Source organism: Kitasatospora sp. NPDC008050 (assembly GCF_042957465.1).
Classification (GTDB): domain Bacteria; phylum Actinomycetota; class Actinomycetes; order Streptomycetales; family Streptomycetaceae; genus Kitasatospora.
This window is the reverse complement of the sequence record NZ_JBIBIJ010000007.1, coordinates 438,521-462,638: the sequence shown is the minus strand read 5'-3', so window position 1 is coordinate 462,638 and position 24,118 is coordinate 438,521. Positions and strand designations below refer to the sequence as shown.

Annotated in this window: 21 protein-coding genes; 7 read left to right on the top strand and 14 right to left on the bottom strand. The window is 73.7% G+C overall.

Features of this window, described 5'->3' with window-relative positions:
* Positions 1-318 precede the first annotated feature (318 nt).
* Positions 319-1,134 carry an IclR family transcriptional regulator gene (locus ACFZB9_RS17625; RefSeq protein ID WP_391448026.1) on the top strand — a complete coding sequence of 272 codons (816 nt, stop codon included), beginning with the start codon at positions 319-321 and terminating at the stop codon, positions 1,132-1,134.
* A gap of 59 nt (positions 1,135-1,193) precedes the next feature.
* Here ACFZB9_RS17625 and ACFZB9_RS17620 read toward each other — a convergent pair whose 3' ends face one another.
* The 6 genes from ACFZB9_RS17620 to ACFZB9_RS17595 form a co-directional block, all read right to left on the bottom strand.
* Positions 1,194-2,042: a winged helix-turn-helix domain-containing protein gene (locus ACFZB9_RS17620; protein ID WP_391448024.1), complete on the bottom strand. Its 849-nt coding sequence runs from the start codon at positions 2,040-2,042 to the stop codon at positions 1,194-1,196.
* Positions 2,043-2,140: 98 nt separating this feature from the next.
* Positions 2,141-2,269 carry a hypothetical protein gene (locus tag ACFZB9_RS17615; RefSeq protein WP_391448022.1) on the bottom strand — a complete coding sequence of 43 codons (129 nt, stop codon included), beginning with the start codon at positions 2,267-2,269 and terminating at the stop codon, positions 2,141-2,143.
* 196 nt (positions 2,270-2,465) lie between these two features.
* The gene (locus ACFZB9_RS17610; protein WP_391448021.1) at positions 2,466-3,071 is read right to left on the bottom strand and encodes an ATP/GTP-binding protein; all 606 of its coding nucleotides are present in this window, start codon (positions 3,069-3,071) and stop codon (positions 2,466-2,468) included.
* On the bottom strand, positions 3,052-3,399 hold the full coding sequence (locus ACFZB9_RS17605) for a DUF742 domain-containing protein (RefSeq protein ID WP_391448088.1): 348 nt from the start codon (positions 3,397-3,399) through the stop codon (positions 3,052-3,054). Before ACFZB9_RS17605 ends, ACFZB9_RS17610 begins: the two co-directional genes overlap by 20 nt.
* 221 nt (positions 3,400-3,620) lie before the next feature.
* On the bottom strand, positions 3,621-4,028 hold the full coding sequence (locus tag ACFZB9_RS17600) for a roadblock/LC7 domain-containing protein (protein ID WP_327065898.1): 408 nt from the start codon (positions 4,026-4,028) through the stop codon (positions 3,621-3,623).
* The gene (locus ACFZB9_RS17595) at positions 4,025-6,934 is read right to left on the bottom strand and encodes a nitrate- and nitrite sensing domain-containing protein (RefSeq protein ID WP_391448019.1); all 2,910 of its coding nucleotides are present in this window, start codon (positions 6,932-6,934) and stop codon (positions 4,025-4,027) included. The genes ACFZB9_RS17600 and ACFZB9_RS17595 overlap by 4 nt, the downstream gene beginning before the upstream one ends.
* Before the next feature lie 474 nt (positions 6,935-7,408).
* On the opposite strand from ACFZB9_RS17595, the gene ACFZB9_RS17590 reads away from it, so the two are divergent.
* Entirely contained in the window at positions 7,409-9,235 is a 1,827-nt protein-coding gene (locus ACFZB9_RS17590) for an AMP-dependent synthetase/ligase (protein ID WP_391448086.1), read from the top strand.
* Between the two features lie 195 nt (positions 9,236-9,430).
* Entirely contained in the window at positions 9,431-10,747 is a 1,317-nt protein-coding gene (locus tag ACFZB9_RS17585; protein WP_391448017.1) for a chitinase, read from the top strand.
* Between the two features lie 98 nt (positions 10,748-10,845).
* On the opposite strand, the gene ACFZB9_RS17580 is transcribed toward ACFZB9_RS17585, so the two are convergent.
* The 3 genes from ACFZB9_RS17580 to ACFZB9_RS17570 form a co-directional block, all read right to left on the bottom strand.
* The gene (locus ACFZB9_RS17580) at positions 10,846-11,640 is read right to left on the bottom strand and encodes an SGNH/GDSL hydrolase family protein (protein WP_391448015.1); all 795 of its coding nucleotides are present in this window, start codon (positions 11,638-11,640) and stop codon (positions 10,846-10,848) included.
* Positions 11,641-11,874: 234 nt separating this feature from the next.
* The gene (locus ACFZB9_RS17575) at positions 11,875-12,234 is read right to left on the bottom strand and encodes a glyoxalase (protein ID WP_391448013.1); all 360 of its coding nucleotides are present in this window, start codon (positions 12,232-12,234) and stop codon (positions 11,875-11,877) included.
* Positions 12,235-12,406: 172 nt separating this feature from the next.
* Complete coding sequence (locus ACFZB9_RS17570; protein WP_391448011.1) at positions 12,407-13,015, bottom strand: NUDIX domain-containing protein; 609 nt, start codon at positions 13,013-13,015, stop codon at positions 12,407-12,409.
* Between the two features lie 297 nt (positions 13,016-13,312).
* Between ACFZB9_RS17570 and ACFZB9_RS17565 the strand changes: the two genes are divergently transcribed.
* Together ACFZB9_RS17565 and ACFZB9_RS17560 are read left to right on the top strand one after the other, a co-directional pair.
* Positions 13,313-14,482 (top strand): exonuclease SbcCD subunit D, encoded by a 1,170-nt coding sequence (locus ACFZB9_RS17565; protein WP_391448009.1) that lies wholly within the window; start codon positions 13,313-13,315, stop codon positions 14,480-14,482.
* Positions 14,479-17,649, top strand: a complete 3,171-nt coding sequence (locus ACFZB9_RS17560) for an AAA family ATPase (protein ID WP_391448007.1) — start codon at positions 14,479-14,481, stop codon at positions 17,647-17,649. Before ACFZB9_RS17565 ends, ACFZB9_RS17560 begins: the two co-directional genes overlap by 4 nt.
* A 22-nt stretch (positions 17,650-17,671) precedes the next feature.
* Here the strand turns inward: ACFZB9_RS17560 and ACFZB9_RS17555 are convergent, their stop codons facing one another.
* The 3 genes from ACFZB9_RS17555 to ACFZB9_RS17545 all read right to left on the bottom strand — a co-directional run bounded on the left by ACFZB9_RS17555 (position 17,672) and on the right by ACFZB9_RS17545 (position 18,702).
* A complete protein-coding gene (locus tag ACFZB9_RS17555) occupies positions 17,672-17,890 on the bottom strand; it encodes a hypothetical protein (protein WP_391448005.1) in 219 nt (72 codons plus the stop codon).
* A 14-nt stretch (positions 17,891-17,904) separates the two neighbouring features.
* Entirely contained in the window at positions 17,905-18,327 is a 423-nt protein-coding gene (locus ACFZB9_RS17550; protein ID WP_391448003.1) for a YjbQ family protein, read from the bottom strand.
* Between the two features lie 108 nt (positions 18,328-18,435).
* Positions 18,436-18,702, bottom strand: coding sequence for a hypothetical protein (locus ACFZB9_RS17545; RefSeq protein ID WP_391448001.1), 267 nt, complete (start codon positions 18,700-18,702; stop codon positions 18,436-18,438).
* A gap of 619 nt (positions 18,703-19,321) precedes the next feature.
* Here ACFZB9_RS17545 and ACFZB9_RS17540 point away from each other — a divergent pair.
* Both ACFZB9_RS17540 and ACFZB9_RS17535 read left to right on the top strand, forming a co-directional pair.
* Entirely contained in the window at positions 19,322-20,386 is a 1,065-nt protein-coding gene (locus ACFZB9_RS17540) for a glycosyltransferase family 2 protein (protein WP_391447999.1), read from the top strand.
* Positions 20,387-20,543: 157 nt separating this feature from the next.
* Positions 20,544-21,212, top strand: coding sequence for a lysophospholipid acyltransferase family protein (locus ACFZB9_RS17535; RefSeq protein ID WP_391447998.1), 669 nt, complete (start codon positions 20,544-20,546; stop codon positions 21,210-21,212).
* Here ACFZB9_RS17535 and ACFZB9_RS17530 read toward each other — a convergent pair.
* Positions 21,185-23,107, bottom strand: coding sequence for an ABC transporter ATP-binding protein (locus tag ACFZB9_RS17530; RefSeq protein WP_391447996.1), 1,923 nt, complete (start codon positions 23,105-23,107; stop codon positions 21,185-21,187). The two genes, ACFZB9_RS17535 and ACFZB9_RS17530, sit on opposite strands and share 28 nt — an antisense overlap.
* A 149-nt stretch (positions 23,108-23,256) precedes the next feature.
* Positions 23,257-24,030 (bottom strand): SDR family NAD(P)-dependent oxidoreductase, encoded by a 774-nt coding sequence (locus tag ACFZB9_RS17525; RefSeq protein ID WP_391447994.1) that lies wholly within the window; start codon positions 24,028-24,030, stop codon positions 23,257-23,259.
* Positions 24,031-24,118: the final 88 nt, after the last annotated feature.

Genomic DNA, 24,118 nt, shown 5'->3' with positions numbered 1-24,118 from the left:
GGCGGTCACGGCGGTGCCGCGAGTCCGGCCGCCAACTGCGGTCGGGGGCACCGGGATGAGAGGGGGCGGCCCGGGGAGAGCGGCGCCGCGATGTGCCGAGCGTTCCACGGCCCGATCGGCCAGAGCAAGCTTTGCCACATGATGGGATGCACTGTTCATCAATGCCATGGTGATGAAACATTGCCGCCACAGTGCGGCAGCCGAACCTCCCATAGGCTGGGAACCGATCACTCCGCACCCGGGCCACCGCCACCCCCGGTTCCCCTCGTGCGGAGGTACGGCTCCCCGTCATCCCAGCAGCAGAGGACCTGAGCACCCATGGCCGAGGCCGTCGCCGCCACGCCCCCGCCGCCGGCCGCCCGCACCCCGCCCAGCGGCGCGCAGGCGGTCCAGCGCGCGCTCGGTCTGCTGCACTGCTTCCAGGACAACGGACCGGAGTTGAGCGCCTCCGACCTGGCCAGACGCACCGGGCTCTCGGTCTCCACCGCACACCGGCTGGCCCGCACCCTGGTCAGCATGGAGTTCCTGGAGCAGAACCAGCTGACCGCCCGCTACCGACTCGGGCCCGCGGTCGCCGAACTGGGCCAGCTCAGCTTCCACCAGCGGGGCCTGCACCTGGCCGCACCCGAGCTGGCGGTGCTGGCCCGGCGCACCGGCGCCACCGCGGACCTGGCGATCCGCAGCGGACAGCACGCGCTGATCCTGGTGGGCGACTCGGTGCGCCCGGACTCCGGCCTGGGCCTGCGCCGACCGCTGCACTCCACCGCGCTGGGCAAGGTGCTGCTGGCCTGGCCGGACCCGGCCGACCCGGTGCCCGGCCTGCCCGCCGGCCATCCGCTGCGCTCCTTCACCGCCCGGACCATCGTCGATCCCGCCCAGCTGGCAGCCGAGTTGGACCGGGTCCGGCAGGCCGGGCACGCGCTGAACGACCGCGAGTCAGCCGACGGGGTACGCACCGTGGCCGTGCCGGTCCTGGACGCCGAGGGGCAGGCCAGATTCGCGCTCGCCGTGCGCTCCACGCCCGAGCGGCTCACCGCCGAGCGGCTGCCGGAGGCGCTGCGCGAGGCGCACGGCTGCGCGGCCGCGCTGCGCGTCCTGCTGCTGCCGCCGGACCAGCGACCGCGCCCGCAGTAGCCGTAGGGTCCGGCCCCGCGCGGGAGCCGGACCCTACGGCCACCAGCTATGACGCAGCGTCAGCCGCGCCCGATCGGCGCGTACTTGTAGCCGACCCGCCGCACCGTGACGATGCTGTCCCGGTGCGCGGCCCCCAGCTTGCGGCGCAGTCGCGCGACATGGACGTCCACCGTCCGGCCGTCGCCGACGTGACCGTACCCCCAGACCGCGGAGACCAGGTGGTCACGGGTGTGCACCCGCTGCGGGTGCTGGGTGAGGTGGGCGAGCAACTCGAACTCCAGGTAGGTGAGATCGAGCAGCTCGCCGTCGACGTAGGCACTGCGCCGCTCCAGGTCGACGCTGATGCCGCGGCCGGCCTGCCGGACCGGCCGCTGCACCGCCGGCTCCGGTGCGAACTCGGACAGGAAGGACGCGACCGGCTCCACCGGGGCCGCGCGCTCGGCCACGGCCTGCGGCACGAACTCCGGCAGCGGGGCGTAGTCGGGCACCGGCACGTACTCGGGTGCCGGGGCGGGCGGGGCGGTGGGCGGCGCCAGCGGCGCCAGGCCCAGCGGGGCGACCGCGCCCGGCACGGACTCGGCCGACACCAGCACCAGGTAGCCGACCAGCGGCCGCCCGGTGCCCTGAGTGCCCAACTGGGCTCCGTACTGGGCGAGTAGCGCCTGCGGCAGAACGGACTGCGGCAGCGCGGCGACGACGGTGGCGCCCTCGGGGAGCGCACCGAACAGCTCGGGTGCGACGCGGCCCGTCACCGCGGAGGAGGTTGGCGCCGCGGCAGGCGTCGACGGGGGCCCGGCGGCGGCCGGATGCCAGCGGTCGCCACCTGCGGGCACCGCGGTCACGGAACGGACGGCCCGCAGGTGCGGGGTGGCGGCGGGCGGGGTCAGGATGGCCGAGGAGGAGGACATATGGCAGCTCTTTCGCACAGGACGCTTCGGGTGGACGTCGTCTGCGCGTCGGACCGGACTCAGCTGTCCGTACCTGATCCCAAGTCGGTGACCTGGAGTCAGCTGCGGGCGAACCGGGACGCGCTGGGCGAGCCCGGACAGGTCTGGTCGAAGAGGTGCGGCTGCCGGGACGGCCAGAACGGCTCGAGGTCCTGACGGCCTCGGCTGCTGTCCACGGTGGTGTGCATGCCCCCATTGAAGCAGATCCGCCGGGCGCCGTGCCGCGCCACCCGGCCTGGAAGGTATCCCCGCTCCGCCGTCATGGTGCTGCCCTCCCCCGGGTGGATCGGCCGGACGCGCTGGTCGCGCCGCGGCGTGCGATCCGAGGGTTCCATGCCGACCGGGCTCAGGGCAAGCGTCGGTCCGCAGGCCGGACGGGCCACTCTACGACCGGAGCCGGGCCGCGTGCTGCACCAGCCGGATCAGCACCTCGCGGCCGTCCTCGCGGCGGCGGGCGTCACAGAGCAGCACGGGGACGTCCGGATCCAGGTCGAGCGCGGCCCGCACATCCTCGACGTCGAACACCTCGGTGTCCTCGAAGCAGTTCACCGCGACCAGGAACGGCAGACCGCGCCGTTCGAAGAAGTCCACCGAGGGGAAGCAGTCGGCCAGCCGACGGGTGTCGGCCAGCACCACGGCTCCCAGCGCGCCCAGCGCCAGCTCGTCCCAGACGAACCAGAACCGGTCCTGTCCCGGGGTGCCGAAGAGGTAGAGCGCGAGCCCGGGCCGCAGATCGATCCGCCCGAAGTCCATCGCCACCGTGGTGGTGTGCTTGGCGGTCACCGCGCTGGTGTCGTCCACCGGGCGGCCCAGCTCGCTGAGCCGCTCCTCGGTGCGCAGCGGCCGGATCTCGCTCACCGCGCCGACCAGTGTGGTCTTGCCGACCCCCAGGCCGCCGGCCACCAGGATCTTCAGCGCGGTCGTCGGGGATCCGTCGGGAGCCCGGAACGGTACGGAGACTGACGGTCCGTCAGAGAGCGCGGAGGCCATTGATCACTTCTCGCAGCAGGCGCTCGTCGGGCAGTTCGGCGAGCGGGACGGGTCTGGTGACGTGGATCAGCTCGGCATCGTCCAGGTCACCGAGCAGCACCCGGACGACACTCACCGGCAGGTCCGTATAGGAGCCGAGTTCGGCCACCGAGAGCGGGCCGTCGGCGCACAGGTCGAGGATCGCCTGGTGCTCCGGGTCCAGCACCGGCTCGGACTGGAACGGGTCCCGAGCGGCGGGGTCGGCGAGCGAGATCATCGAGATCAGGTCGAAGAACCCGTCGCCGACCGGTCTGGCCCGGCCCCTGGTCAGCGCGAAGAGGCGCACCATCGGGCCCGCCTCGTCGTCGAACCACTGCTGCTCGTCAGGTGGTTGACCGGCCTCGTCGGCGGCCTCCGGCAACTTCCCGCCCCCGAGCGGCTCGACGGTCCCGACGGGCTGCGCGGGCTCGACGGTCCCGACCGAGGACGCGGACCCAACCGAGGACGCGGACCCGACGGGCTGCGCAGGCTCGGCGGACCCGCCCGGAACCCGCCGCGGCGGCCGGCCGGTCATCCGGCCGGGTGCCGGGGCTCGGCGGCCAGGTGCTCCCCGACCCGCTTGACCAACAACGCCATCTCGTAGGCGATCTGACCGATGTCGGAGTCCGCGTCGCTCAGCACGGCCAGGCAACTGCCGTCGCCCGCAGCCGTGATGAAGAGGAAGGCCTCGTCCAGCTCGACCATGGTCTGCCGCACCCCGCCGACCTCGAAGTGGCGGCCCGCGCCCTTGGCCAGGCTGTGGAAGCCGGCCGCGACCGCGGCCAGATGCTCGGCGTCCTCCCGGCCGAGCCCCTGCGAAGCCCCGGTGGCCAGACCGTCGCTGGAGAGGATGACCGCGTGGCGAAGAGCCGCGACGCGTCCCACCAGGTCGTCCAGAAGCCAGTTGAGGTCGCCGGCGGGCTGGGTCATTGCGGTCATCGATCAGGTCCTTCCGATGCTGCGGGTACTGCGGGGCGTGGAGCGGCCGGCAGGGCCGCCGGTACGGGCGGGGCCGCCAGCGCGCGGCGGGCCTCCGGGGAGAGCGAACGGACCTCGATGGGCGAGGGCGCGGCGGGCAACGGTACAACGGAAAGCGAGGCCGCGGACGGTGATCCGGACGCCGGTTCGGGCGGCGAGGCGGACAGCGGCGCACCCGAGGGCGCACTCGACGGCGCGGTGCTTCGCGACCGCGACCGCGACGGCGATGGCGACGGCGACGGCGAGGCACCGGGCGCGACCTCCGCCCGACCCCGACTGAAGCCGCGCTGGAACGAGCTGAAGGCGGCACGCGCCTCCTCCGGCGACCGCTCCGCCATCGGCGGCTCGGCCGCGCGGTGCGCCCCTCGCTCTGCCCGACGGGCGGCCGCCTCCTTCAACTGCGGCGCGAGATTGGCCTGCCGGACCCGGCGCGGCAGCAGCCCACCGGCCGGTCGCTCAACCTCGGCCGCGGGAGGCATAGCTGACGGTGCATCAACCACGGTGCGGGTCTCCTGCCGCCGGTGGCGCCCGCCGCCCCTGCCCCCGTCGCCACCCGCGGAAGCACCACCCACAGCGGCACCGCCGACAGCGGCGCCCCCGACAGCAGCACCCCCACCCTCGGGCGCCGGGACCAGCACCGGCCCACCGGCCGCCCGCCGTCGCGGCAGCCCGCCGGGGGTACGGGCGGGCTCGGCGTCGGCCGGCTGCGGCCCGGTGGCCGGGCGCTGGTACGCGCCACGCGGGCGGACCTCGCCGCCACGCCCCCTGGGCTCCCCGAGCCCCTTGGCCGTTTCACTTCGGCGCGGCGACTCCGCCCGCGCCCCACCGGCGACCGCCACCAGATCCCGCTGCCGCGGCACCCCCTGACCGGCCGCGCCGCCGGCCCCACCGGCCCCACCACCGACACCCGCGCCGGCACCACCGGCACCACCGGCACCACCACCGACACCAACACCCCCGGCAACGCCCCCCGGTACCTCCGCCAGCAGCTCCCTGGGTATCAGCACCACCGCCGTGGTCCCCCCGTACGGCGAGGCCCGCAGGCTCACCCGGATCCCGTGCCGCCGCGCCAGCCGGCTGACCACGAAGAGCCCGAGCCGGTCGGTGTCGGTCAGGTCGAAGGCCTGCTCGACCTCCAGACGCTGGTTGATCTCGGCCAGCGCCGGCTCGCTCAGCCCGAGCCCGCGGTCGTCGATCTCCAGCGCGAAGCCGTGCGCCACCACCTCGCCCTGGACCGTCACCTGGGTCTGCGGCGGCGAGAACACCGCGGCGTTCTCGACCAGTTCGGCGATCAGGTGGGTGACGTCGGCGACCGCGCTGCCGAGCAGCCCGGTGCCGGGGAACGGGCGCACGATCACCCGGGCGTAGTCCTCCACCTCGCCGACCGCCGCGCGGACCACGTCGACCATCCGCACCGGCTTGCGCCAGGCCCGTCCGGGCGAGCCGCCGGAGAGGATGATCAGGCCCTCCGCGTGCCGTCGCATGCGCGTGGTCAGGTGGTCGAGCTTGAAGAGGTCCTCCAGCTCGGCGGGGTCCTCGGTGCGCCGCTCCATGGTGTCCAGCAGGGTCAGCTGCCGGTGCAGCAGGACCTGGCTGCGCCGGGCCAGGTTGACGAAGACCGCCGAGACCCCGCGCCGCAGTTCGGCCTGTTCGACCGCGGCCCGCACGGCGGTGCGCTGGACCTGGTTGAAGGCCCGGCCGACCTGGCCGATCTCGGCCGGGCCGAAGTCGAGTTCGGGCGCCTCGGCGGCGACGTCCACCGGCCGTCCCTCGCGCAGCCGTTGCATCACCGAGGGCAGCCGGGCGGCGGCCAGGTCGTTGGCGGCGTTGCGCAGGCCGATCAGTTCGCGCACCATGCCGCGGCCGATCCGCAGTGAGACCAGTACCGAGATGACGATCGCCAACAGGCCGACCACACCGGCGATCCCGCCGCGCCAGAGCAGCCCCATCGCGTAGGAGTCGGCCCGGTCCGCCTGGACGCCGGCCAGCTTGCCGTTCTCCTGCGCGAGATCGCCGAGCACCCGGCCGGCGGTCTGCCGCCAGCTGTCCTCGCTGATGTTGTGCTGCGCGTCGGTCGGCGAGGCCGCGCTCTGGAACTCGCGCTCGAACATGTCCAGCGCGCTCCAGTCGGAGCTGCCGCGCAGCGCGGTGTAGTCGCTCTGGTCGGGCTGGTCCAGCTCCTCGATGAAGACGGTGTAGAGGGCCTGCTGGTTGTGCATCGGGTCGAGCACGGCCTGGTACCCGGTGGCGTCCGGGGCGCTGGGGCCGAGCAGCCCCTGCATCGCCGAGTCCTCCTGCGCCAGGTACTCCCTGGCCCGGTTGAGCTGGATCAGGACCTCGCCCTGACGGGGCAGTTGGCCGGCCTGCTGGCTGACGAAGGAGGTGAAGAAGGAAAACGAGGGCTTGACCAGTTCGCTGTACTGGCCGATCGCGTACTCCCAGTTGATCGTCTGCTGCCCGACCTGGCCGCGTAGCTGGGTGAGTTGGCCGGCGACCTTCAGCACGTTCTGCAGCTGGGCCCGCTCGGCGCCGTTCAGCTTGCCGGCGGACGACCCGGACGCCATCTGCTGCAGCAGCTGCAGGTCCTGGTCGGTGGTCTTCTGCGCGGCGAGGTAGTCGTTCTGCACGTCCTCGGCCTGCGGGCCGGCCAGCCGGGCGACCGCCGCCGTGCGCTCGGCCTGCAGGTCGCGGGTGACCTGGTCGACCGGCGCGGCGAAGGCGCGGATGGCCGAGGCCACGTTCAGCTGGTTCCAGAAGTCGCTGGTGGTGACCAGGGTGGCGTAGGCCCACAGGCCGACCAGCGCCACGATGGGCACGAGGAGCAGCGCGATGATCTTCGCGCGGATCGAGCTGCTTCGCAGACGCATGAGGGCCCTCGGTCGGGTGTGCCCGGGTGGGATTCTGCGCGAGCTTACTACTCGATCCTGACGTGTTCGACGCCTCTTGGAGATCGATCCTGATCTGTTGTTAGCCGTTGTCTGATCCGCTGCCGACCACCCCCGAACCGGACCGCCGAACGCCCCTCAACCGGACCGCCGAACGCCCCTCAACCGGGCTGCCGAGCGCCCCTGAACCGAGCTGCTGAGCACCACCCCTGGACCGGACCAACCACCGCCCCTGGACCGGACCAACGACCAGCACCGGAACCCGCCGCACGCCGGTGCGAAAGCCCTGGCACGAAATACCCCTGACGGTGACTTTCCGGTGGGGGAATCGCGCAACCCTGGGCAGCGCGGCGGCGATCCGCTACCGTCGCCAGTGAGCCCCCGGAAGGTCACCAAAGGTCTCCGGACGGGCCACGGAGCGTGGTCGTGGCGGGGCCGGAGAGGGCCGGGACGATGCTGCGCGAGCTGAGCACCCCACCACTGGCGCCACCGGCGCCCGGTGGGTTGGCCGACTCGGTCTACGAGAACGCCGAACTCACCCCCGCGCTGGTCCAGTTCTCCCGCCGCTCACGCCCCACCGCGCGCTGGGCCCCGGTCACCGCCGCCGCCTTCCGGGACGAGGTGCTGGGCCTGGCCAAGGGCCTGCTGGCGCGCGGCATCCGGTTCGGCGACCGGGTCGCGCTGATGTCCCGGACCCGCTACGAGTGGACCCTGTTCGACTACGCGCTCTGGTCGATCGGCGCGATCCCGGTCCCGGTCTACCCGACGGCCGCCGCCGAGCAGGTCCGCTGGATCCTGGCCGAGACCGACGCGGTGGCCTGCGTGGTGGAGGACGAGGACCACGCGATGACGATCGGCGCGGTCTGCGACGCACTGCCCAGGCTGACCGGGATCTGGCAGCTGGACCAGGGCTGTGTCCGCACCCTCACCGCCGACGGCACCGGCGTGCCGGAGAGCCTGGTGCACCGTCAGCGCTCCGCCGTCACCGCCGACTCGATCGCCACCGTGATCTACACCTCCGGCACCACCGGGCACCCCAAGGGCTGCCTGCTCACGCACGGCAACTTCACCGCCGAGGCGGACAACGTGCTGGCGGGCTGGGGCCCGGTCTTCAGCGAGGGCCCCGGCGAGCAGGCGGCCACCCTGCTCATCCTGCCGCTGGCCCACGTCTACGGACGGATGGTGCAGGTGGCGGCCGTGCGCGGCGGGATGCACCTGGGCCATCTGGCCGACCTCGGCGCCCGGCCGCTGCTGGACGCCCTCGCCTCCTTCCGGCCCACCTTCCTGCAGGCCGTCCCCTATGTCTTCGAGAAGCTGTACACCTCGGCGCGGCTGGCGGCCGAGACGGCCGGGCGCGGCGACCACTTCGCCCAGGCCACCGAGACGGCGATGCGCTGGGCGGAGGCGACCGAGCGGCGCGGTCTGGGGCACGGCCCGGGGCCCACCGCCTCGTTGCGGATGCGGCACCTGGCCTACGACCGGCTGGTCTACCAGAAGCTGCGGGCCGCGCTGGGCGGGCGGGTGCGCAACATGATCTGCGGCGGCTCCGTGCTCAGCCGCGACCTGGGCCTCTTCTTCGCCGGCGCCGGCATGACCATCTACGAGGGCTACGGACTGACCGAGACCACCGCGGCGATCATCGCCAACCCGGTCGGGCGCCCCAAGTTCGGCACCGTGGGCCGCCCGGTCCCCGGCGCCGCGGTGGCGATCGCGGCGGACGGCGAGGTCTGGGTGCGCGGGCCCGGGGTGTTCGGCGGCTACCTCAACCACCCGCGCTGCACCGCCGAGGCGCTGCACGAGGGCTGGCTGGCCACCGGCGATCTGGGTTCGCTGGACGAGGACGGGTATCTGAGCATCACCGGGCGCAAGAAGGAGCTGATCGTCACCAGCAGCGGCAAGAACCTGGCGCCCGCCGCCCTGGAGGAGCGGGTGCGGGCGCATCCGCTGGTCGCGCAGTGCCTGGTGGTGGGCGACAACCGCCCGTATGTGACGGCGCTGATCACGCTGGACGCCCGGGCCTTCGAGCACTGGCAGCTGTCCCGGCGCCGGGCTCCGGTGGACAGCTGGACGGCGCTGGCGGACGAGGAGCTGCACGCGGAGGTCCAGCGCGCGGTGGCGGCCGCCAACACCGCGGTCTCCCGGGCCGAGTCGATCCGCGCCTTCCGCCTGCTGCCGGGCGAGTTCACCGTCGAGCAGGGGCTGCTGACGCCCTCGCTCAAGCTGCGCCGGCAGGCCATCATCCAGCGCTTCGCGGCGGACATCGAGGCGCTCTACCGGACCTGACCCAGCATGTGACCGGCCTCTGAAGCGAACCTTAATGAGTCTTAATCCAGGGCCCGAACTCTTGACCTCACAGTTGGTCTAGTCCACTTTATTGGGCACGGGTCTCTGCCGATCCGGTAGGCGACACCCGCCTCCGCGCTCCCCCACAGCGCGCCCGAGGCGGTCCCCCACTGCCCTTGTCCTGGAGAGGTTCCGATGGAACGCGCCCAGCTCCCCCCTGCCGCCACCGCGGCGGCCCCGGCACCCCGGCACCGCCGGCGCCGCACCACCGCCCTGACCGGGCTGGCCACCCTCGGCCTGCTGGCCGGCGCCCTCACCACCCTGGCCGGCGGCGGCTCGGCCCTCGCCTCCAGCACCGCGCCTGCCACCGGTGGCGCCCTGAGCAGCAACTGGTACGCCTCCGCGCCGTACCTGATGCCCGAGGACAACAGCGCGCCGGACGCCGGCGCGGTGATGGACGCCACCGGCCAGAAGGCCTTCCAGCTCGCCTTCATCCTCGACTCCGGCGGCTGCAACCCCGCCTGGGGCGGCACCTCCTCGATCGACACCGACACCACCATCCCGGCCGTGATCCAGGAGATCCGTGCCAGGGGCGGCGACGTCTCGGTCTCCTTCGGCGGCTACGGCGGCAACAAGCTCGGCCAGGACTGCGGCACGCCGGAGGCCACCGCCGCCGCCGAGCAGAAGGTGATCGCCAAGTACGGGCTGCACGCGATCGACTTCGACCTCGAGGAGCCGGAGTACGAGAACACCGCGGCGATCCACAACGAGATCGGCGCGGCGAAGATCCTGCAGGCGAGCAACCCCGGCCTCTACATCTCGATCACCACCGCCGGGACCACGGCCGGCACCGGCTGGTTCGGCACCCAGATGCTGAACGAGGCCAAGTCGCAGGGCTTCACGCCCGACAACTACTCGATCATGCCCTTCGACGGCGGCTTCAACGGCGGCGCCGCCCAGGTCGCCGCGCTGACCGCGTTCAACGGCATCCTGCAGACCACCTTCGGCTGGAACGCGGCCACCGCCTACGCCCACGAGGGCGTCTCGATGATGAACGGGCGCACCGACACCGCCGAGTACTTCAGCCAGGCCGACTTCCAGACGGTGCTGAACTTCGCGACCACCAACGGGCTGGCCCGCTACACCTTCTGGTCGGTCAACCGGGACCGCCAGTGCACCCCGGTGGTCGACCCCGGTCTGTCCGGCTCCTGCTCCGGGGTGACCCAGAACCCCTGGGACTTCACCAAGTTCACCACCCAGTTCGCCGGCGCGACCCCGCCGGTGACCCCGCCCACGACGCCCCCGGTCACGCCCCCGGTCACCCCGCCGACCACCCAGCCCAGCTCCCCCGGCACCTGCACCACGCCGGCCTGGAGCGCGAGCACCACGTACGTGTCCGGCGACAAGGTCTCCTACAGCGGGCACAACTACCACGCCAAGTGGTGGACGCTGAACGAGGTGCCGAGCGCCAGCGGCCAGTACGGCGTCTGGGCCGACGACGGCCCCTGCTGAACCCGGACCGCACGGCGGTACACGGTACGGCGAAGCCGCACGGGTGCCTGGTGCACCCGTGCGGCGGCTGCGCTATAGTGCTGACGAGGCGTCAGGAATCAGAGGGAGTTGGAGAAGACGGGCAGATAGCCCTGCGACTGTCCGTCCGCGGTGGGGTGGTAGCTTTCGTCGATGGGCAGGGTGGTGCTGTGCAGCCACTCGTCGTCGCTGCAGATCTCGTGCCCGCTGAAGGCATTACGCACGTCGGCGAAGGTGAAGCCGGCGTTGGCCGCCGCCTTGGCGATCACGCCGTCCAGCGTGTCGGCCGCCCCGTTGATGGCGGTCCGTGAGGTGTCGCTGATCCCGAACCAACAACTGCCCGGGACTTCGTAGAGGTTCGGGTAGCCGAGCACCACGACCTCGGCGCTGGGCGCCTTGGATCTGATCGCCTGGTACAGGTTGCTCAGCTGGCCGGGCAGGGTGTTCGTGGCGTACGACTCGGCGGTGGACACCGCGCTCTGACAGGCGCTGGTGCCGTCCAGTACGCAGGTCTCCATGGTGCTGGAGAACCCGGCGTCGTTGCCGCCGATGGTGAGACTGATCAGGTTGGTGCTGGAGTTGACCGCGGAGAGCTGGGTGTTGAGCACATCACCGGTCTTCGCGCCGGAGCAGGCGACGAAGCTGGAGCTGGCCGGACTGTTGGCGGCGGCCCACAGTTCCGGGTAGGCGTCGTAGCTGCGGCTGCAGTTGCCGCTGGAGCTGTCGTAGTTGCCGGCCCCCACGCCGGCCGAGTAGGAGTCGCCCAGGGCGACGTAGTTGACGCCTGCGGCGCCGGCCGGACCGGCGAGGAAAATCGTGCCGGCGGCGAGCAGCGACGCCACGGCGGCACCGGAGACAACACGAACGGGGCGCATTGCACCTCCACGGGAGAGTGTTGGGGTTACTCCGTGGTACCAGTGGCGCCGGGTCTCGGGAAGTGCCCATGCCAAAGATGTTGACGGGAATTCTCACTCCAGCAGCAGAAGTTGGCCCCGATGTCAGCCGACTGTCGACTTCCTGACGAATCGTCGGAAATGTGCTGGCAGGACGCTGAGCGCGCGCTGAGTGGCGGCTGGGTACCCTCCCGTGACCGATTGCGTCAATCCCTGTCAGTCACAGACCACTTCCAGCTCGAATCCCTGACCGTCGACCAGGTGCACCGTCTCGCCGGTGTCCACCCGCAGCGTCCAGCCGGCCGCCAGCGCGGCGCCGACGGCCGCACGCGACCCGTACACCGCAAGGTGGTTGAGCCCGGCGCGCAGCCGGTCGTGCCCGCCGGGGCGCAGCGCCGGCGACTGTTCGATCACCAGATAGCTCTCGCCGAAACGCCAACTGCGCCCGGCGGCCCAGCTCTGGAACGGGGTGCAACCGAGCGCGAGCAGCACCGGAGCCCACTGCTCGGCGGCCAACACCAGGTCGTCCACCCAGAGTTCGACGTGATGGATGAGACAGCCGCGCGGCCCGGACATGGGCGTCCTCCCTCGGATCGCCACCGACCCTAGCCGACCGGCTCCCGCCGCTCACCCGAAACGCGCACACCACTCACCCGGAACCGGCACACCCGGCGGCCGCACCCCAGCCGACCAGCGGGAACACCCCAGCCGACCGGCGGCCGCACCTCAGCCGACCAGCGGCCGCACCTCAGCCCACCAGCGGGAACACCTCGCACCCGGTCAGCGGCAGCTCCTCTATCACCTCGTTCGCCGCCGCCGGCACCCCCAGCTGCGCCACCGCCGTGCGCACCGCCGCCCGGGCCTGCCGCAGGCCGGGCGGGCCCCAGCCGAGCAGCTCCACCGCCAGCCCCGGCGCCACCAGCAGCCGCCGGTAGTGCCGCCCGGAGGCCGGATCGGGCTCGCTCGGCCCGACCGCGCGCAGCGCGGCGGCCATCCGCACCCGGGCGCACTCGTGGCCGCCGTTGGCCGAGCCGACCCGGTCGTAGAGGTAGCCCAGGTAGTGCGCGGGGCCGATCAGTGCCTGCGCCTCCTCGGCCGCCTCCCGGGCCAGCGCCGCCGCCGGATCGCCGCGGTCCTCGGGCTCCAGCGAGCCGCCGGGCAGGCTGACGATCCCGTCCCTGGGGTTCACCAGCGTCAGCACGCGCCCGTCCGGTGCGAAGAGCCAGCCCCAGGACTGCTTCACCGGCAGCCCCGGCGGCACCTCCTCGCCCGGCCGCCAGGGCCAGCCGGCCGCCGGGCGGCGCCGGATGCGGCCCAGCAGCTCGGCGATTTCCGCGCTGTACTCGATCCGCTGCATAGCTCTCCCTCCGGGGTCGGGCCCGCCGGGCCGGTGGTCGTGGTGCGCTGGCCGGCACCGGCGCGGGGATCAAGGGGCCGCGCGGGGTCCGACCTGTTGATCTTCCCCGAACAGGAGGTCGATGAACAGCCCTCACGCCCGCTCGGGGCACCCCCCGGCATCAGCTGTCCCAGGTCGCGGGGCGGCAGCGCCGAAGACGTTCCCGGACCAGTGTGCCGGGCCCGGGGCCGCCGCTACTGGATCTTGCCGGGCGTCGGGACGCGTGGGTTGTCGGCGCAGCCCGTTAGGGTCGACGCCATGCGTCTGCTGCATACCTCCGACTGGCACCTGGGCCGCTCCTTCCATCGGGAGAGCCTGCACGAGGCCCAACGCGCCTTCCTCGACCACCTGGTGGCCGTGGTCCGGACGCATGGCGTGGAGGCCGTGCTGGTCGCGGGCGACGTCTACGACCGGGCGCTGCCCGGCCTGGACGCGGTCACCCTCTTCGACGAGGTGCTGCACCGGCTGGCCGACCTCGGCGTGCCCACCGTCTTCATCAGCGGCAACCACGACTCGGCCCGTCGCCTGGGCGTGGGCGCCGGCCTGATCCAGCGGGCCGGCATCCACCTGCGCACCGACCCCGACGGCTGCGGCACCCCGGTGCTGCTCGCCGACCAGCACGGCCCGGTCGCGGTCTACGGGCTGCCCTACCTGGAGCCGGCCCTGGTGCGGGAGCGGTTCGGGCTGGCCCGCGGCGGCCACGCCACCGTGCTCGGCGCGGCGATGGACCAGGTCAGGGCCGATCTGGCGGCCCGTCCCGCGGGCACCAGGGCGGTGGTGCTCGCGCATGCCTTCGTCACCGGCGGTGCCCCCAGCGACAGCGAGCGGGACATCGCGGTGGGCGGGGTGGCCAGTGTGCCCGCGGGCGTCTTCGACGGCGTGCACTACGCGGCGCTCGGCCACCTGCACGGCGCCCAGACCCTCGCCCCGCACCTGCGCTACAGCGGCTCGCCGCTCGCCTACTCCTTCTCCGAGGCCCGCCAGCGCAAGACCATGTGGCTGGTCGACCTGGCCGCCGACGGCGAGGTTTCCGCCGAGCGGATCGACTGCCCGGTGCCGCGCCCGCTGGCCTGCCTGCGCGGCCGGCTCGCGGAGCTGCTGGAGGAGCCCGGGTACGCCGAGCACGAGCAGTCCTGGGTCCAGGTCACCCTCACCGACCCGGGGCGCCCCAGCGAGCCGATGGAACGGCTGCGCCGCCGCTTCCCGCACACCCTGCAGCTGCTCTTCGAGCCGGCGGAGCAGCCCGCCGAGGCGCCCGTCTCCTACGCCGCGCGGGTGCGCGGGCGGGCCGAGCTGGAGGTGGCCGAGAGCTTCGTGCGGCACGTCCGCCCGGGCGTCGAGCTGGCCCCCGGCGAGCGCTCCCTGCTGCGCGCCGGGTTCGAGCAGGTCCGGCTGGACCAGCACGACCGGGCGGAGCTGCCCCGATGAGACTCCACCAGCTGACCGTCACCGCCTTCGGCCCGTTCGCCGGCCGCCAGCAGGTGGACTTCGACGCGCTCGCCGCCGGCGGCCTGTTCCTGCTGCGCGGCGCCACCGGCGCGGGCAAGAGCAGCGTGCTCGACGCGGTCTGCTACGCGCTCTACGGCGAGCTGCCCGGCAGCCGCCGGGCCAACCGGATGCGCAGCGACCACGCCGATCCGCACGAGCTCACCGAGGTGACGCTGGAGCTGACCCTGGGCGGGCGGCGGCTGGAGATCACCCGGCTGCCCGAGCAGCCGCGCCCCAAGAAGAAGGGCAGCGGCTGGACCACCGAGAAGGCCCAGACCCTGCTGCGCGAGTGGGTCGCCGACACCGGCCAGGGGCAGCCCGGCTGGCAGGCGGCCAGCCGCTCGCACCAGGAGACCGGCGAGGAGCTGCTGCGCCTGATCGGGATGAGCCGCGAGCAGTTCTGCCAGGTGGTGCTGCTGCCGCAGGGCGACTTCGCCCGGTTCCTGAAGGCGGACGCCACCGCGCGCGCCGAGCTGCTCGGCCGGCTCTTCGACACCGAGCGCTACCGCCGGGTGGAGTCCTGGCTGACCGAGCGCCGCCGCGAGCACGAGGCGGCCGTCCAGGCCGACCGGCGCCGGCTGCGCGAGCTGGTCGGACGCACCGAGCAGGCGGCCGGCCCCACCGCCCACCCGGCCGAGCGGTGGCTCCCCGCCGACGGCGAGCCGCACCCCGAGGACGGCACCCGGCGCCGGGCGGCGATCCCCCAGCAGCCGGCCGCCGGGCCGACAGCGCGGGTCACCGAGACGGACCTGGCCCAGGCGGCCCTGGGCTGGGCCGCGCTGCTGCGCTCCGACGCCGCCGAGGCGCGCACGATCGCCCACGCCGCGCTCACCACGGCGGAGGCCCGCCACCACGACGCCGAACGCGAGCTGGCCGCCCGCCAGGAGCTGGCGGGCCGGCAGCGGCGGCACGCCGAGGCGCTGCGCCGCTCCGCCGAGCTGGCCCGGACGCTGGATCAGGAGAACGCCGAGCAGCAGCGGCTGGCCCTGGCCCAGGCCGCCCTCACGGTGGAGTCCGCGCTGCGCCGGCGCTCGGCCGCCACGGCGACCCGCCGGCGCACCGAGCAGGCGGCCCAGGCCGCCCGGCGTGCGCTGGCACCGCTGTGGAGCGCGGCCGGGCAGCCGGGCGCCCTCGACGCAACCCAAAGCGCGGCCGAAACCGAGCCCGCAGCCGGAGCCCCCGTCGAGCACACCGGACAGGCCCTGGTCGCCACCGAGGCCGCGGTGCGGGCCGCGATCGGGCGGCTGGAGTCGGCGACCGCCGACGAGCGCCGCGCCGCCGCGCTGACCGCCGAGGGGCAGCGCGAGAGCGCCGAGCTGCGCCGGGCCGAGGAGGCGGCGCAGGAGGCCGAGCGCTGGCTCGCCGCCCAGCAGGCCGAGGCCGAGGAGCGCGAGCAGCGCGAGGAGGCCGCCCGGGCCGCCGCCACCCGCGCAGAGCAGCTGCGGCCCCGGCGCACCGAGGCCGAGCAGCGGCTGGCCGCCGCGCACCGCCGCGACGAGCTGCGCACCGCGACCGAGCGGGCCGAGCGCACCCTGCTGGACCACCGGCAGCACGCGCTCGACGCCCGCGAGCACGGTCTGGAGCTGCGCCGCCGCCGCCTGGACGGGATCGCCGCCGAGCTGGCCGACCGGCTGCGCGGCGGCGAGGCCTGCCTGGTCTGCGGCTCCACCGAGCACCCGGCGCCCGCCGCCCCGGCCGGGGCCCCGGTCCGCGAGGCCGACGAGCAGGCGGCCGCCGCGGCCCAGCAGCGCGCCGAGCGTGCGGTCACCGGCGCCGAGACGGAGCTGACCAGACTCCAGGTGGCCGCCGCCGCAGCGGACGCCACGGCGGGCGAGCAGCCGGTCGCCGTGCTGGCCGGGCAGCTGGACGAGCTGACCCACCAGCTGCGCGGCGAGCTCCGGGCCGCCGAGCAGCTGACCGTGCTGCTCCAGCAGCGCGAGCGGCTGACCGAGCAGCAGCAGCGGTACAGCGCCCAGCTGCACGAGAGCCGCGAGCGGGTGGCGGCCGGCACCGCCCGGCTGGACACGCTGGCCGCCGAGCGGGCCGAGCTGGCCGAGCGGGTCGCCGAGGCACGCGGCGACGCCCCGTCGGTGGCCGCCCGCGCCGAGCGGCTGGGCCGCCTGGCGCAGGCGCTGGCCGCCGCCGTCCAGGCCGACCGGGCGGCCGAGCAGGCCGCCGACCAGCTGTGCGAGGCCGAGCAGGAGCTGGCCCTGACCGCCCGCACCGCCGGCTTCGCCACGGCGGACCAGGCGGCGGCCGCGGGGCTGCCCGCCGAACAGCTGGCGGCGCTGCGCCGACGCCTCACCGAGCGCGCGGCCGAGCGCCGCGCCGTCGCCGACGAGCTGGCCCGGCCGGAGCTGGTGGCCGCCGCCGCGCTGCCGCCGGCCGATCCCGCGCTGGCACAGCAGGCGCTGGACGCGGCCACCGGCGCGCTGCGGGCCGCTGCCGCCGCCGAGCACGCCGCCGACGGGCGCCGCCGTGAGCTGGCCGCCCTCGGCCGCCGGCTGGCCGAGCTGGCCGCCGACCTGGCGCCCCGGCTGGCGGCGTTCGGCGAGATCAACCGGCTCGCCCAGCTGGCCGGCGGCACCAGCGGCGACAACCGGCTCAAGATGCGCCTGGAGTCCTACGTGCTGGCCGCGCGCCTCGAACAGGTCGCGGCCGCGGCCAGCGCCCGGCTGGTGCGGATGTCCGGCGGGCGCTACACCCTGGTGCACAGCGACGAACGCGGCCCGGGCGGCCGGCGCTCGGGGCTGTCCCTGCTGGTGGTCGACGCCTGGACGGGCACCGAGCGGGACACCGCCACGCTCTCCGGCGGCGAGAGCTTCTTCGCCTCCCTGGCGCTGGCCCTGGGCCTGGCCGACGTGGTCACCGACGAGGCGGGCGGCATGCCGCTGGACACCCTCTTCATCGACGAGGGCTTCGGCACCCTGGACGAGCAGGCGCTGGAGGAGGTGATGGACGTGCTGGACGGGCTGCGCGAGCGCGATCGCGCGGTCGGCATCGTCAGCCACGTCGCCGACCTGCGTCAGCGCGTCCCCGCCCAGCTCCTGGTCCGCAAGACCCGGCACGGCTCCACCCTGCACCTCACCGGCCCGGAAGCGGGCTAGCCGGGGCCGCGCGGAGGACGGCTCAGCCGGAGCAGGCCCCGCGCTGGGCCTGCTGCCAGGCGCAGCGGGCGCACAGGGTGCTGCCGGGGGTGCCCGCCGGGTACTCGGTGACCTCGCCGCACAGCACGCAGTCCGCCCGGGGGCCGGCGGTGGGAGGGGCGGAGCCGGCGAGGGCCAGTGCGGTCAGCGCGGCATCGGCCGCGGCGGGAGCGGGGCAGTAGGCGGCATCGTCGTCGGACATGGGGTCCATCCTCCTCAGCCCAGAAAGGAGAGCCGCACCGTGCGGCGCGGGTTGTCCCCGTTGGTGTCGATCAGCACCACCGACTGCCAGACCCCGAGCGCCATCCGACCCTCGATCACCGGCAGCGTGGCGTGCGGGGCCACCAGGCCCGGGAGCACATGGTCGCGGCCGTGGCCCGGGCTGCCGTGCCGGTGGCGCCAGCGGTCGTCGGGCGGCAGCAGGTCCCGCAGCACGGCGAGCAGGTCGTCGTCACTGCCCGCACCGGTCTCCAGCACGGCGACGCCCGCCGTGGCGTGCGGGACGAAGACGTTCAGCAGCCCGTCGCGCCCGGCCGCCACCTCGGCAAGGAAGTCCGCGCAGCGCTCGGTGATGTCCAGGGCGACCTCGCGGTCGCCGGTGGTGATCTCGAAAGTCCGGGTCTGGAACATGTCGGCCATAGCGCCATCCTGCGCTGCCACGCCGCCGTGGGACAACCTCCGCCTGCCCTACCGGGCACGCACCCGCCCGACAGGATCGGCCGGACAGGCCCAGATGACGGACAGGGCCTAGTGACGGCTCCCGAAGAGGCTGCGCTTGAGGCGGCGCAGCGGAGCCAGCAGCAGCACCCGGGTGGTGCGGCGCGGGGCCGCGTGCGGGCTCACGCCGCGGGGCGTCAGCTCCCTTATCAGGCCGAGGGCCTCCGCGGTGTCGACCACGGGAACGGCGGGCGCGCCGAGTACGGACAGGTGGCGTTCGATCCGCCGCCCGGTCGCGCCCACGCCGCATTGAATGGCCGGCACGCGGGGCCTGTTCCGCACTTGCAACTGTTCCATGACTATTCCCACCCCTACGAGGCGCCAGGGCCGTGAGGCGAAGACTATCCGGGAGAGACGGTCCTCACGCAACCGTCCTGGAGTTCTGCCACCGTATCGTGTGATGACAACTCACGTGGCATCAGGGACCCCTGGCTCGGTCACGAGTGGGCATCGATACGGGCAAACCCGACCGAACCCGCACACGATCCGAGCCACTGACGAAGCGTCAAGCCCACGGTACGTCAGGCCCGCCGCCACGAGAACCCCGCCTCAGGCGCATCAGGGCTGCCACACCCCCACCCACCTCCCCCTCGATCGTTCGGGAACTGAATACTTAAGGGGGATTGACGGGCTCGACCCGTCCAAGCAGTATCTGTTCCAGCAGGAGCAGTCGCCGCCCAGCCGACCTGAGCGTTCGACTGATGAACACAAAACCTGAACACGCATGACCACTGAGCCTCCAGCTCAGCTTCCACCACTTCCTGAGTCCACTGTCGGGCCTCCCCAATGTTGCGGCGGCCAGGCTTCAGGCAGTGGAGGATCGGCGGCCGGCCGCTGAGGGTCGGCCAGGCCGCCAACGGTCGCCGGTGCCGCCCGCTTCCCGGCGCGGCACCGGCGCCTCTGTACAGTGACCGACGTGCCAGTCCTCCTCAGCATCGTCCTTCCCGTCCACGGCGTGGAGCGCTTCCTGCCCCGCTGCCTGGACTCCCTGCTCGACGGGCAGGACGCCACCGACTTCGAGGTGATCGCGGTCGACGACCGCTCCCCCGACGACTGCGGCACGATCCTGGACGAGTACGCCGCCCGCGACTCCCGCCTGCGGGTGCTGCACCTGGCCGAGAACCAGGGCCTGGGCGGCGCCCGGATCGCCGCGCTGCCCGAGGCGCACGGCGAGTACCTCTGGTGCGTGGACAGCGACGACTGGCTCCCCGAGGGCGCCCTCACCGCCGTGCTGGCCGAGCTGCGGGCCGAGCGGGAGCGCGCGGCGGCCGGCGGCACCCCGCTGGACCTGCTGATCACCGGCTTCAGCCACGTCTACCCCGACGAGAGCACCGAGCCCAACCCCTGGCGCCACCTGCTGGCGGGCTCGCCGCTGGAGAGCGCCGAGGGCTGCACGCTGCGCGAGCACCAGCCGCTGCTGCGCACCGTGCTCTCGGTCTGGAACAAGGTCTTCCGCCGCGCCTTCCTGGACGGCCTGGAGGTCTCCTTCGGCCGCGGCTTCTACGAGGACATCTCGGTCACCTACCCGGCGCTGCTGACCGCCCGCCGACTGCGCTACCTCGACCGCTCCTGCTACAACTACCGCCGCGGCCGCCCCGGCGCGATCACCGCCACCGCCTCCGCCAAGCACGCCGACGCCTTCGCCCAGTACGACGCGATCTTCGCCTTCCTGGACCGCCACCCGGAGGCGGACGGGCTGCGCACCCTGGTCTTCGAGCGCACCGTCAAGCAGGCGCTGACCATCTACGACACCCCGGGGCTGGTCCCCGCCGAGCTGCGCCGGGACTTCTTCGGCCGGATCGCCGCGCACTTCGCCGCCCACCGCCCGGCCGGCTACCGCTACCCCGGCGGCGTCGCCGGCCTGCGGTACCGGCTGGCGGCCCGCGACTCCTGGCGCGGCTACGGCGAGCTGCGCCGCGCCGCCCGGCTGCCCCGCACCCTCAAGTCCGGCGTGCGCAAGGGCCTCGGCGGCGCGAAGTAGCGGTGTCACGCCCCGGGTGGCCGCCCGGCAGAACCACCGTGACTCCGCTCACCCTGCGGCGGCGCCCCGGCGTACTGATGGTAAGAAAGGTCGTTCCAGAAAGTTCGCCAGCCGGGAAAGTCGACATCTGCAGGCCCGGCTCCCCGGGGAGGGTCCCATGATCAAGATCATCACCAAGCTGGTGCTCAAGCCAGTGGCGAAGGCCGTCTACCGGCCGGTCATCGAGGGTCTTGACCAGGTACCGCGCAAGGGCGGGGTGATCCTGGCGATCAATCACCTGTCGTTCATCGACAGCGTGGTGATCCCACTGACCGCCCCGCGGCCGATCAGCTTCCTGGCGAAGGCCGAGTACTTCACCGGCACCGGCTTCAAGGGCCGGCTCTCCCGCTCGTTCTTCCGCGCCATCGACGCCGTCCCGGTCCAGCGCGGCGAGGCCCACCTGGCCCAGGCCGCGCTCAACGCCGCCCTGGAGATCCTGGAGGGGGGCCGGGCCTTCGGCATCTACCCCGAGGGCACCCGCTCGCTGGACGGGCGGCTCTACCGGGGCAAGACCGGTGTGGCCTGGCTGGCCCTGACCGCGGGCGTCCCGGTGGTGCCGGTGGCACTGGCCGGCACCGAGAAGATCCTGCCGGTGGGCAAGCGGCGGCCCCGGCTGCGCAAGGTGACGGTGAAGTTCGGTGAGCCGCTGGACTTCTCCGACCTGCACGGCCAGGCCGGCTCGGCCAAGGCACGCCGTCAGGTGACCGACGAGATCATGCGGGCGATCCAGCAGCTCTCCGGCCAGGAGCCGGCCGAGGTCTACAACGAGGTGCCGAAGGCCGCTTGAAGCGCCGGCTCGGCCGCCTCCGTGACCCCGCCGGGCACCGCCGTGACCCCGCCGGGCACCGCCGCGCCCTCGCCGGGCGCCTCACCGGGCGCCTCACCGGGCGCCTCACGGCGCAGCAGAGCGGCGTAGCGGCCGTCCAGCGCCAGCAGCTCCTCGTGGGTGCCCAGCTCGACGACCCGGCCGTGGTCCAGCACCGCGATCTGGTCGGCCCGGCGCACGGTGGAGAGCCGGTGCGCGATGGTGATCGTGGTGCGGCCTGCCGCCAGGGCGTCGATCGCCTGCTGCACGGCCCGCTCGGTCTGGTTGTCCAGCGCGCTGGTGGCCTCGTCCAGGATCAGCACCGGCGGGTTGCGCAGCACGGTCCGGGCGATCGCCAGGCGCTGCTTCTCGCCGCCGGAGAAGCGGTAGCCGCGCTCGCCGACCAGGGTGTCGTAGCCGTCCGGCAGGCTCGCGATGTGGTCGTGGATCTGGGCCGCCCGGGCCGCCTCGACGAGCTCCTCGTCGGTGGCGTCGGGCTTGGCGAAGCGCAGGTTCTCGGCGACCGAGGCGTGGAAGAGGTAGGTCTCCTGGGAGACCACGCCGACCGCCGCCGAGATCGTCTCGAACGCCAGCTCGCGCACGTCGACGCCGTCGATGGCGACCCGCCCGCCGGTGACGTCGTAGAGCCGGGGCACCAGGTAGCTGAGTGAGGTCTTGCCGGAGCCGGTCTCGCCCACCAGCGCCAGCGAGCCGCCGGCCGGCACCGTCAGGTCGATGTCGGCCAGCGTGCCGGCCGGGCGCTCGGGGTCGTAGCCGAAGTCCACGTGCTCGAAGCGCACCTCGCCGCGCACGGCGGGCAGCCGCACCGGGTCGGCCGGCTCGGCGATCTCCACCGGCAGGTCGAGGTACTCGAAGATCCGCTGGAACAGCGCCAGCGAAGTCTGCACGTCCACGCCGGTGGAGAGCAGCTGGACCGAGGGGCGGAAGAGCGCCTGCTGGAGCGTCACGAAGGCGACCAGGGTGCCGATCGAGACGATCGGCGTGCCACCGCCGCCGGCGGTCAGGCCGGCCGCCCAGTAGATGAGGGCGGGCATCGCGGACATCACGATCTGGATCACGTTCATCCGCCAGCGCCCGGCCATGCTGGAGCGGACCTCCAGGTCGGCCAGCTCCTCGCTCTGCCGGCTGAAGTCCCCGGCGAGCGAGTCGGAGCGGCCCATGGTGCGGCCGAGCAGGATGCCGCTGACCGAGAGCGACTCCTGGACGGCCGAGGAGAGCTTGGCGAGCTGCCGCTGGCGCTCGGTGGTGATCCGGCGGCGCTCGTTGCCCACCCGGCGGCTGATCCAGACGAAGAGCGGGAGCAGCAGCAGCGAGACCACGGTCAGCCGCCAGTCCAGCGCGGCCATGGCCACCACGGTGGCCACCACCGTGGTCAGGTTGGAGACCAGCGAGGTGGCGGTGGAGGTGACGGTGGACTGCATGCCGCCGATGTCGTTGGCGATCCGGGACTGCACCTCGCCGGTGCGGGTCCGGGTGAAGAAGGCCAGCGACATCCGCTGCAGGTGGCCGTAGACGTTGGTGCGCAGGTCGTGCATGACCAGCTGGCCGACGGTGGTGGAGATCAGCGTCTGCAGCACGTTGAAGACGCTGTTCACCACGGCAGCGGCGATCATGCCCAGCGCCAGCAGGCTCAGCAGCCCGGTGCGGCCCTGCGGGATCGCCACGTCCAGCACGGCGCGCAGCAGGAACGGGGTGGCCACCGAGACCACGGCCGAGGCCGCGACCAGCAGCCCGACCACGGCCAGGCGCCCCCGGTACGGGCGGAACAGCGCCAGGATCCGGCGCAGCTGCGCCGGGGGGCGCGGCTCGTCCGGATCACGGGTGGGCGGCGTCCAGTCGATTCTGTCGGGCCTCATGGAACCTCCAAGCGGAAGGCGACATGGCGAGGATAGCTCATTGTTAGGTGAGCTAATAATGAGCTATCCCCGAAAACCAGCGCCACCCCGCCGGCATTCCGTGCACCGCAGGCCGGTGCTCGCCGCCGGAGGTCCCTGCTGCCGGGAGCTCAGTCCTTGCCGTACGTGCGCGCGGCCTTGGAGGAGAGTCCACCGAAGCGGCCGGCCGGCAGCACCCGGGCCAGTGCCACCACCGCCTTGTAGCGCTTGCTCGGCACCGAGAGGCTCCGCCCCCTGGCCAGGTCGCGCAGCGCCTCGTCCACCACCCGCTCCGCGGACAGCCAGCCCCAGGCCGGCACGTTCTTGGTGCCCATCCCGGCCCGCTGGTGGAACTCGGTGCGGGTGAAGCCGGGGCACAGCGCCAGCAGCCGCACACCGCTGCCGGCCAGGTCGCGCGCCACGCCCTGGGTGAAGTTGACCATCCAGGCCTTGCTCGCCCCATAGGTGCCGCGCGGCACGAAGGCCGCGACCGAGGCGACGTTCACCACCCCGCCGAAGCCGCGCTCGCGCATCCCGGGCAGCGCCGCGCTGGTCAGCCGCAGCACCGCCTCGATGTGCACCTTGACCATCTCCAGCTCCTGCTCCAGCGGGACGCTCAGGTAGCTGCCGCGGTTGCCGAAGCCGGCGTTGTTGATCAGGATGCCGACCGGCCGGGTGCCGTCCGCAAGGCGCTGCTCGACCGCACCGATCCCCTCCTCGGTGGCCAGGTCGGCGGTGAGCACCTCGGCGTGCACCCCGAAGCGGGACTCCAGCTCGGCGGCGGCCTCGGTCAGCCGCCCGGTGTCGCGGGCGACCAGCACCAGGTCATGGCCGTCCGTGGCCAGGCGGCGGGCGAAGGCGGCACCGATTCCGGCGGTCGCGCCGGTGATGAGGGCAGTTGTCATGGCGCGACCGTAGCGGGTCGCGCCGCTGATGGGCAGTCAGGGTCCGCACCTGCCAGGGCCTGCGGCAGCCGGCCCCCGAACGGGCAGG

Bases quoted from the DNA above. Each gene is read 5' to 3' on its own strand.
- ACFZB9_RS17555 (WP_391448005.1), bottom strand. From the start codon at position 17,890: ATGTCCGACGACGATGCCGCCTACTGCCCCGCTCCCGCCGCGGCCGAT.
- ACFZB9_RS17560 (WP_391448007.1), top strand. From the start codon at position 14,479: ATGAGACTCCACCAGCTGACCGTCACCGCCTTCGGCCCGTTCGCCGGC.
- ACFZB9_RS17550 (WP_391448003.1), bottom strand. From the start codon at position 18,327: ATGGCCGACATGTTCCAGACCCGGACTTTCGAGATCACCACCGGCGAC.
- ACFZB9_RS17610 (WP_391448021.1), bottom strand. From the start codon at position 3,071: ATGGCCTCCGCGCTCTCTGACGGACCGTCAGTCTCCGTACCGTTCCGG.
- ACFZB9_RS17605 (WP_391448088.1), bottom strand. From the start codon at position 3,399: ATGGTGCGCCTCTTCGCGCTGACCAGGGGCCGGGCCAGACCGGTCGGC.
- ACFZB9_RS17600 (WP_327065898.1), bottom strand. From the start codon at position 4,028: ATGACCGCAATGACCCAGCCCGCCGGCGACCTCAACTGGCTTCTGGAC.
- ACFZB9_RS17575 (WP_391448013.1), bottom strand. From the start codon at position 12,234: ATGTCCGGGCCGCGCGGCTGTCTCATCCATCACGTCGAACTCTGGGTG.
- ACFZB9_RS17625 (WP_391448026.1), top strand. From the start codon at position 319: ATGGCCGAGGCCGTCGCCGCCACGCCCCCGCCGCCGGCCGCCCGCACC.
- ACFZB9_RS17530 (WP_391447996.1), bottom strand. From the start codon at position 23,107: ATGAGGCCCGACAGAATCGACTGGACGCCGCCCACCCGTGATCCGGAC.
- ACFZB9_RS17545 (WP_391448001.1), bottom strand. From the start codon at position 18,702: ATGGAACAGTTGCAAGTGCGGAACAGGCCCCGCGTGCCGGCCATTCAA.
- ACFZB9_RS17535 (WP_391447998.1), top strand. From the start codon at position 20,544: ATGATCAAGATCATCACCAAGCTGGTGCTCAAGCCAGTGGCGAAGGCC.
- ACFZB9_RS17570 (WP_391448011.1), bottom strand. From the start codon at position 13,015: ATGCAGCGGATCGAGTACAGCGCGGAAATCGCCGAGCTGCTGGGCCGC.
- ACFZB9_RS17595 (WP_391448019.1), bottom strand. From the start codon at position 6,934: ATGCGTCTGCGAAGCAGCTCGATCCGCGCGAAGATCATCGCGCTGCTC.
- ACFZB9_RS17565 (WP_391448009.1), top strand. From the start codon at position 13,313: ATGCGTCTGCTGCATACCTCCGACTGGCACCTGGGCCGCTCCTTCCAT.
- ACFZB9_RS17620 (WP_391448024.1), bottom strand. From the start codon at position 2,042: ATGTCCTCCTCCTCGGCCATCCTGACCCCGCCCGCCGCCACCCCGCAC.
- ACFZB9_RS17585 (WP_391448017.1), top strand. From the start codon at position 9,431: ATGGAACGCGCCCAGCTCCCCCCTGCCGCCACCGCGGCGGCCCCGGCA.
- ACFZB9_RS17580 (WP_391448015.1), bottom strand. From the start codon at position 11,640: ATGCGCCCCGTTCGTGTTGTCTCCGGTGCCGCCGTGGCGTCGCTGCTC.
- ACFZB9_RS17525 (WP_391447994.1), bottom strand. From the start codon at position 24,030: ATGACAACTGCCCTCATCACCGGCGCGACCGCCGGAATCGGTGCCGCC.
- ACFZB9_RS17615 (WP_391448022.1), bottom strand. From the start codon at position 2,269: ATGCACACCACCGTGGACAGCAGCCGAGGCCGTCAGGACCTCGAGCCG.